6 protein-coding genes are annotated in these 8,521 nt (G+C 38.3%); 2 read left to right on the forward strand and 4 right to left on the reverse strand.

Annotation, left to right across the window (positions count from 1 at the left end; genetic code table 11):
* Positions 1-84: 84 nt before the first annotated feature.
* The 4 genes from QME58_13485 to QME58_13500 are packed head-to-tail and all read right to left on the reverse strand — an operon-like array spanning position 85 to position 4,560.
* A complete protein-coding gene (locus QME58_13485) occupies positions 85-822 on the reverse strand; it encodes a WecB/TagA/CpsF family glycosyltransferase (protein MDI6804827.1) in 738 nt (245 codons plus the stop codon).
* A complete protein-coding gene (locus QME58_13490; GenBank protein ID MDI6804828.1) occupies positions 815-1,954 on the reverse strand; it encodes a glycosyltransferase family 9 protein in 1,140 nt (379 codons plus the stop codon). The genes QME58_13485 and QME58_13490 overlap by 8 nt, the downstream gene beginning before the upstream one ends.
* 24 nt (positions 1,955-1,978) lie before the next feature.
* Positions 1,979-2,740: a hypothetical protein gene (locus tag QME58_13495; GenBank protein MDI6804829.1), complete on the reverse strand. Its 762-nt coding sequence runs from the start codon at positions 2,738-2,740 to the stop codon at positions 1,979-1,981.
* 2 nt (positions 2,741-2,742) lie between these two features.
* Positions 2,743-4,560: a long-chain fatty acid--CoA ligase gene (locus tag QME58_13500; GenBank protein MDI6804830.1), complete on the reverse strand. Its 1,818-nt coding sequence runs from the start codon at positions 4,558-4,560 to the stop codon at positions 2,743-2,745.
* 278 nt (positions 4,561-4,838) lie between these two features.
* On the opposite strand from QME58_13500, the gene QME58_13505 reads away from it, so the two are divergent.
* Both QME58_13505 and QME58_13510 read left to right on the forward strand, forming a co-directional pair.
* Complete coding sequence (locus QME58_13505) at positions 4,839-7,568, forward strand: vitamin B12-dependent ribonucleotide reductase (protein MDI6804831.1); 2,730 nt, start codon at positions 4,839-4,841, stop codon at positions 7,566-7,568.
* A 62-nt stretch (positions 7,569-7,630) separates the two neighbouring features.
* The gene (locus QME58_13510; GenBank protein MDI6804832.1) at positions 7,631-8,221 is read left to right on the forward strand and encodes a hypothetical protein; all 591 of its coding nucleotides are present in this window, start codon (positions 7,631-7,633) and stop codon (positions 8,219-8,221) included.
* Positions 8,222-8,521 lie beyond the last annotated feature (300 nt).

Below are 8,521 nucleotides of genomic sequence, written 5' to 3' on the forward strand. Positions count from 1 at the left end.
ATTCATTTTCTTAAATATACAAAAAAAAGTATTCAATAAGTCAATTTTTGGAACCACCCTATATGATATTAACATTTTATTTTACTATTTCCGTTTGAAAAAAATATAATAAAGAAATTTCGGATTACCAATTATATAACGGATAAAAAGCCGTGATGGCTCCTGACTCAAACGGAATAACCATTCGAAGCCGATATTCGACAACCACTGCGGGCAAACTTTTTTTACTCCAGCTAAAATATCGATAGAACTACCTGCATTCAGTATAGCATTAACCTGCAAAGAATTGAAGTTTTCGTTTATCCATTTTTCTTGCAACGGCATCCCCATACCCACAAGCATTACATTAGGTTTTACTGAATTAATTAAAGCAACCACATCGTCGGATGGCTTTCCTGTTTTTTCAAAATATCCATGATGATAACCAACAATTTGAACATAAGGATTTTGTTTGCGAATGTTACTCACTGCTTTTTGAAGTACATCTTCTGTAGCTCCGAGTATAAATATTTTATAATTATTGCGGGTGCAAAAATTTAACAACTTCCAAGCCCATCGCGTTAGATTTACCAGAGGTGGGACTCGTTTGCGTAATAGCAAAGCTCCGAGTCGAACTCCTTGCCCGTCGGCATACGAAATTTCAGAATTATTCAAATATTCTTTGAACCATCTTTTTCCCTGAGCTAAATTAATGGCGTGAGCATTAATGTAAGAAATACTCCCTTTTTTATTTTCTTCTATCAAATTTTTTATACGGGTAAAAATTTTTCCCCCATCTACGACGTCGACTTTTACACCTGCGAGATATATTTTTTCAGACATTAACTTCTTTCAGTTCTAACTTCGACTTAATAATTTGTACAGCTTTTTGTACTACTTCATCAACCTGAATTAAATCCATGCACGTATTATAAGGACGGATACAATTAATTTGTTTGCATGGACTGCAATCTACTTTTTTGTAAAAATAAAAATTTTGTTTATTTTGCGGCGCAGTTAATTCAGGGGGTGCCGGACCGAATAAACCGATCGATTGAACACCTAATGCCGAAGCTAGATGCAGCGGACCAGAATCGTTGCCAATGAATAGCAGCGTGTTCGAAAGATAGTGCATAACGTTTTCTAATTCTGCTTCGAACACTGTGGTAATTTTTGTTTTATTTCTTATCTGCATTTTCAGTTGTTCACCAATTAATTTCTCTTCTTCTGAACCAATAATTACAACTTGAACCTTTGTAACATCGATAATCCTGTTTATAAGATCAGCATAGTTTTGCATTTTCCAGTTCCGATATTTCCACCCTGATAATGGGTGCAATACAATATACGGTTCATTACTCAGAAACGGAAACATTTTTTTATTAGAAATCACTGGCAATTGCAAACCGATGCCCAACGCATCACAAATTTTAATACCCCTTTCTTCTATGTTTTCGTTTTTAAAGCTAATAGAAGAGAAGTTTGAAATTCCGTAAGCTTCGATTAGGTTATTTTCTAAAAATGGCGTATAAAGCGAATTTGCACGAAAAAAACCTACTTTATAAACAGCTTTTAACCTCAATATTAGGAATGCATTCCTAAACGACGGACTCATCGAACAGACTAAATCAAAGCGTTGATCTTGCAAAGCTGCTTCTGCTGACCTTAATCCGTTTATCGTATCAGTTTTATCGTTAGAAATTAATTTAATATTCGCACCGTTGAGCAAACCTGATGCGTTGAAGAATGAAAATATTCCTGTATAATTTTTATCAACTGCTATCGAGATATTGCAATCAGGAAAATTATACATCAGACATTTTAAAGCCGGGATCATTGCCACAACATCACCCATACGCGATAACTCGATGAGCAGGATATTTTTTATAGACGACTTTTCAAATTTTGTATTATGATTAAACGAATTCTTGAAATTCAAATAGTGTAGCCAAATATTTCCGATGCTGCGTTTCATTACTGATTAAGGGAATCGGATTTTTTAAAAAAGGAATGTTCCGAGAAACACTCCCCCATTTATCATCAAGCCGTTACCTTTTAATTTATCAGGCACACCAACCACGTCAAATTTTTCGTCAAGCTGCCAGCTCGGCGACGCCATACCAAGATAACTGACGCCCAAGCGAACACCAAGCCAACGTAAAATTGCATACTCAAAATTAACTGCCGGTTGGTAAATAAAAAAAGAACCTTCAAGTGTGTAAGAAAAATCACCGATGAGGGATGTACCGGATGTTGCCCAACTATCTACAAGGGAATCCCACTTTTTAATTCCCCAAGCATCACGCCGCATCTTCACATTCATTCCCCCCCAACCTACTATTCCACCGGCTACAATATCAAACCGTTCGGAAAGTGGTAACACATATTCGACTGTTACACCTCCGAAGTTAACCTTTGTTTCCAAATCGAAGCGTGTATTTTGGACAATCGTACTGCTTGTTATACCGCCACCGGCACCCATACCACCGATACGCAGGTTTTCTAAAAACATAATGTAACCGTAACCCTGACCTCCAAATAACATCAAAGGTTTATCTTGAATTTTAGGGACATTATCTCCGATGAATGAGCTGTTTATATCCGAAACTTTCCAAAATAAAACATGCGAAGTAAAACCGCCAGCCCCACCCATTCGCAGGTAAGTTTTTTTAGGCGAAGTGAGCACCTCGCTCTCATCGGGCTGGGCGTTCACACAATTCATTATAATAATGCCTATTAACAGGATGAATATTTTTTTCATATTTATTTTTCCATTTTATACATTTCTTCTATTAAATTTTGATATTTATCTTCAATAACGTTCCGGCGCATTTTTAAAGTAGGCGTCATTTCACCCCCTTCTAACGATAATGGTTTGCTCAGTAATACAAACTTTCGAACACGTTCATAATTTGATAAATCTCTTTGAAGTGTTGCGACCTCTTTATCGATTATCTGATAGATTTCTTCTTTCGAAACCAAATCTTCATCGTTGGTGTAAGAAATTTTATTTCTGTCGGCATATTCCCGGACGGCATCGAAATCAGGAACGATTAAAGCTGATAAAAACATTCGACGGTCGCCAATGAGAACGAATTGATCGATGTACTTACTTTGTAAGAACATACCTTCGATTGGCTGAGGATAAATATTTTTACCGCCGGAACTTACAAACATGTGTTTTTTTCTGTCGGTAATCACGAGGAAACCATCCGCATCGAAGATTCCTATATCACCGGTATGCAGCCAACCTTCTTTATCAATAGCTTCCTCGGTTGCTTTTTTATTATTCCAATAACCGGTCATAATATTGGGACCTCGGGCTAAAATTTCGCCATCGGAGGCAATCCTTACCTCGACTCCGGGAATTGGTTTACCGACAGAGCCAAATTTATAATCATCCAAACGGTTTGCCGAAATTACGGGCGACGATTCAGTTAAACCGTATCCTTCGATGATTTGTAAACCGACAGCTTCAAAAAATTCGCCGTACTCTCTACCTAATGCAGCACCACCTGAAACAAAATATTTAATTCTACCGCCTGTTGCAGTTTTTAATTTATGAAACACTATCTTATCGGCAATCCTGTGTTGTAAAGATAGGCTCATGGAAATCCGTCCTAATTTTTTTGCTTTCGCATAATCGCTACCTACTTTAATTGCCCAATTAAAAATTTTCCGCCGAGCAGCAGGAGCTGATTCAACTTGATTTTTAATCCGGTTATAAATCCGTTCAAACAAACGGGGTACAGATGTCATGATTGTCGGGTGCACTTCTGCTAAATTATCCCGGACAGTTTCAACGCTTTCGGCATAAGCAACAGTTGCACCGCACGACATAGCCGTGTAGTAACCCGCCATCCGCTCGAATGAATGGCAGAGTGGTAAGAACGAGAGGAAAACATCCTGGTCGTCGATAGGCATAAAGGATGCCGAGGTAGTAATATTACTGACTAAATTAGAATGTGTCAGAATTACACCTTTGGGGTTTCCTGTAGTTCCTGAAGTATAAATTATAGTTAGAACATCGCTTGGCGAAACTTGCGCTTTATTCTTTTTAAAATAGTCAGGGTTTTTTTTCAAAAACTGATTTCCTGATTCGCGAACAGCATTATAGCTCAATATTCGTTCATCAAACTCAACGTTCTTATCGGATAAAACTATAACTTTTTCAAGTGTTTTTACTTCGCTAAATATTTTTTTGACTTTGTTCAATTGAAATTGATTCGATACAATCGCAAAACGGATACCTGCATCGTTGAATATATATTCGATTTGTTTAGCGGTAAGAGTCGGATATATCGGAACATCAACACCGCCTAAAGTATGTATCGCAATATCTGAAACTACCCATTCTGGTCGATTTTCAGATATTAAGGCAACCCGTTCTCCTTTTTTTACACCCAAGTTCATCAACCCGACAGCAAAATCGTGCGAGAGTTTCCTGAGTTCTGAGTACTTAATATCTACATATTTACCATCTACTTTGTGTTTTTGGATAGGTCGATCGCTTGATGAATATTTTTCAAAAAGATTATCGAACATTTCTGTAATTGTTGTAAATTGCACCGCAAGTCCCATAAGAACACCTTTTAGTTTGATTTATGATATTTGATTAATAGATAATATATTTATCGAGTGATATTTTTGTGTAAAAATAGCTTAAGTTATGATAAAAATCAAGCCTTACAAGAATAAGGTCGGAAAATTTTTTCACGTTCAGTTCATCCTAAAATTTTTTATTATTTTTTTCAAAAATAATTTTTCTTCTTGCATTATTGTGAGGAGTGCTTTATATTTGCACACAGAAATTTTACCGATATTTATTTTTCAACGCAATGAGTAAGGGGAAAAGCTCAATGACCAAAAAAGAGGCAAGTGTTCTTGCCCGCAACATAGATAATTTACTCTTTTCTGAATCGGCAATTCCAGTTCAAAAAAGAGGATTAAAGATACATAGATACCTTACAAAAAAAGAAACGCATCCATTCGATGAGATTGAGTGGGAACTTCGCACTGCAGCTATCACAAACGAAAAAGGCGAAGTGATATTCGAACAACAAAATGTAGAAATTCCAAAAACGTGGTCGATGACTGCGACTAATGTTGTTGTATCAAAATATTTCAGCGGAAAAATTGGAACGCCCGAACGTGAACACAGCGTTAAACAACTCGTTGAGCGTGTTGCCAGAACCATCTCTGATTGGGCTTTCAAAGATGGCTATTTCGATTCCGATGAGGACACCGAAAATTTTTACTCTGAACTCACATACCTGCTAGTAAATCAATATTTAGCATTCAACAGCCCTGTTTGGTTTAACTGCGGCATCGAGCCAAAACCACAGTGTTCAGCTTGTTTCATCAATTCTATTCGCGATACTATGGAATCGATACTCGATTTAGCCAAAACTGAGGGACTTTTATTCAAATGGGGATCAGGTACGGGAACCAATCTATCAATTTTGCGCTCATCCCGCGAGCACCTTTCAGGTGGCGGAACTGCTTCGGGTCCAGTTTCCTTTATGAAAGGTTACGATGCTTTTGCGGGTGTAATAAAATCGGGTGGTAAAACCCGCCGCGCTGCAAAAATGGTTATCCTGAATATTGAGCACCCCGATATTCTTGATTTTATTCGTTGCAAGTCGTTTGAAGAAAAGAAAGCTTGGGCATTAATTGAATCGGGCTACGATGGTGGTTTCAATGTACCCGGCGGCGCTTATGATTCTGTAGCTTATCAAAACGCAAATCATTCAGTCCGGGTTACCGACGAGTTCATGACAGCTACCGTCAAAGGTGGTAAGTGGGTAACTAAATCTGTTATGGACAATAAGCCTGTTGATACACACGAAGCAAAATCGTTGATAAAAGAGATTGCCGAAGCAACATGGATATGCGGTGATCCAGGTTTACAATTTCATACAACAATAAATAAGTGGCACACTTGCCCAAACACTGCCCCAATTAACGCATCGAATCCATGCAGCGAGTATATGTTTTTAGATGATAGCGCCTGCAACCTCTCCTCACTAAACTTGATGAAATTCAGAACGGACGACGGTGAGTTCGACGTCCGAAAATTTTGCCATGCCGTTAACATTGCAATAATTGCTCAAGAAGTAATTGTCGGAAATTCAAGCTATCCTACAAAAGCAATCGAGAAGAATAGCCACGACTTCAGGCCACTTGGTTTAGGTTACGCTAATTTAGGCGCCTTGCTTATGGCTCGCGGACTTCCTTACGATAGTGATGCAGGACGCGCTTATGCTGCAGCAATAACTGCCTTGATGACCGGGCAGGCATACAAACAATCGGCAATTATTTCGAAAATCAAAGGTACTTTCGCAGGGTTTCCCTCTAACCGCGAACCGATGCTGCGAGTGATTAAAATGCACGGTGTTGAAGCCGACCATATCTCTGACCGTTATGCACCGAGCGATTTGCTTACAGCCGCACGAAAAGTTTGGGACGACGCTTATGCTATCGGAAAAGAGCACGGATTCCGTAACTCACAAGTTACTGTCCTCGCTCCCACCGGAACAATCGGTTTTATGATGGACTGCGACACAACAGGCGTTGAACCTGATATTGCTTTAGTGAAATATAAAAAATTAGTGGGTGGTGGGTTTATGAAAATTATTAATAACACCGTTCCCGAAGCGCTCCACAGATTAAATTACGATGAAGAACAAATCGAACACATACTTGCTTATATACAAAAAAACGACACTATCGAGGGGGCTCCACATTTCAGTGAAGAGCATCTGCCAATTTTCGATTGCGCTTTTATACCCGCCAAAGGGAAACGATCCATCCAATATCTCGGACATATTCAGATGATGGCTGCCGTTCAACCCTTTATTTCAGGCGCAATTTCCAAAACTGTGAATATGCCGAATGATGTAACTATTGAAGATATTCAGAATGCCTATATCGAAGCTTGGCGAATAGGACTCAAATCAATCGCTGTTTACCGCGACGGGTCGAAGCGGACTCAACCACTTAACACCTCTGTTGATGGCGAGAATGTTATAAAACAACGGGCAGTAAGAAGGCGTTTAGCCGATGAACGGCAAGCTATAACGCACAAGTTTTCAATTGCCGGACACGAAGGATACTTTACAGTTGGATTATATGAAGATGGGCAACCGGGCGAGATATTTATCACTATGTCGAAAGAAGGTTCAACCATATCTGGATTGATGGATGCTTTTGCCACATCGATCTCGATGGCTTTGCAGTATGGTGTTCCTTTAAAAGTTTTGATAGATAAATTCACTCACATGCGTTTCGAACCGAGCGGGTTTACAAACAATAAAGATATTCCGATGGCTAAATCTATTTTAGATTATATATTCCGCTGGTTGAGTAAAAAGTTTGTTCTGAATCCCGATATTTCAATCACGATTTCTCCTGAAGTGGAATCGATAATAGATTTCTCCATAGAAAGTCAAAACACCGCAGCAAAAGAAGCCGAGGTTTATAAAACACAATCGGACTCTCCCCCCTGCCACGAATGCGGTAGTCTTATGGTCAGAAGTGGTAGTTGTTATAAATGTATGAACTGCGGCGCTACATCAGGTTGCTCTTAATTCTATTGCACAAATAATTCCGATTCTCTCCAGTGGTAGATGAAAAAATAAAAACTCCTAATTTGTTAACAGTAATATTCGGAATTTTAGCTATTTTTACTGGCGCGGGAGTTTCATTTTTAATCCATCAATTTGCCCACATAGAAGTGGCTGAGTATTTTTGTAACAGCAAACTATCCCTGATGAAAGGTGCCCTAAATTTTCAGAGCGATTGCATTCTCGATCATAATTGTGTGATGTCGGTTTTAGCTGGACCTTTTTCTAATATTTTCCTTACAATCATTTCTTTATGGATACTTACAAAATTTCCGTATAATCATTTTATTACCTCATTAGCTTTAATCAATGCTTCAGCTCGAATCGGCGAGGGTTTCATATTACTTTTGCAGATGCTCGCCTTCCGATATAAACCAACGATAGTGAACGATGAACGATATGTATTGGGATTCATCAACTTTCCCGATATGTCAAGTGCATTAGTTTTACTTTTCTTCTACATTTTATTTTTTGGAGTTATGATAATTATCGGAATTCGGACTTTTGCGTGGAAGGGCTGGTGGAAATGGGTATTCGTTTCAGCGGTTATTATTTTACCGATTCCGCTTAATGCACTATTCCAAAAATATTTTTATCTCTTCTCCTGTTTTCCCTAATGCAGCACCCAAATTATCGAGTTCGTTGTTTTTAACACCTTATTTGTCCCTAATCATGCATTAGAAAATGTAATTGGTGAAGAAAAATCAGTAATATTTTTAAATAAACCGGCAATCCATTCTCTTTTTTTACCTGGAGCAGACAGCTTCAATACAGTTTTACGATGTTTAGGGCATCTCTAAAAACTCGCCGAATTTTGTAGAAAAAATATTTTACGTATATTTGTTGAGAACATTATAGGAACATATTTTATGAAACACAAAAACAACCGTTCGCGATCTTTTTTTGACGAACACTAT

This window comes from Bacteroidota bacterium (genome assembly GCA_030017895.1).
Taxonomy (GTDB): domain Bacteria; phylum Bacteroidota; class Ignavibacteria; order UBA10030; family BY39; genus JASEGV01.

What these genes read in the sequence shown, in the direction of transcription:
- QME58_13485 (MDI6804827.1), bottom strand. Translation starts at nt 822, where the DNA reads ATGTCTGAAAAAATATATCTCGCAGGTGTAAAAGTCGACGTCGTAGAT.
- QME58_13490 (MDI6804828.1), bottom strand. Translation starts at nt 1,954, where the DNA reads ATGAAACGCAGCATCGGAAATATTTGGCTACACTATTTGAATTTCAAG.
- QME58_13495 (MDI6804829.1), bottom strand. Translation starts at nt 2,740, where the DNA reads ATGAAAAAAATATTCATCCTGTTAATAGGCATTATTATAATGAATTGT.
- QME58_13500 (MDI6804830.1), bottom strand. Translation starts at nt 4,560, where the DNA reads ATGGGACTTGCGGTGCAATTTACAACAATTACAGAAATGTTCGATAAT.
- QME58_13505 (MDI6804831.1), top strand. Translation starts at nt 4,839, where the DNA reads ATGACCAAAAAAGAGGCAAGTGTTCTTGCCCGCAACATAGATAATTTA.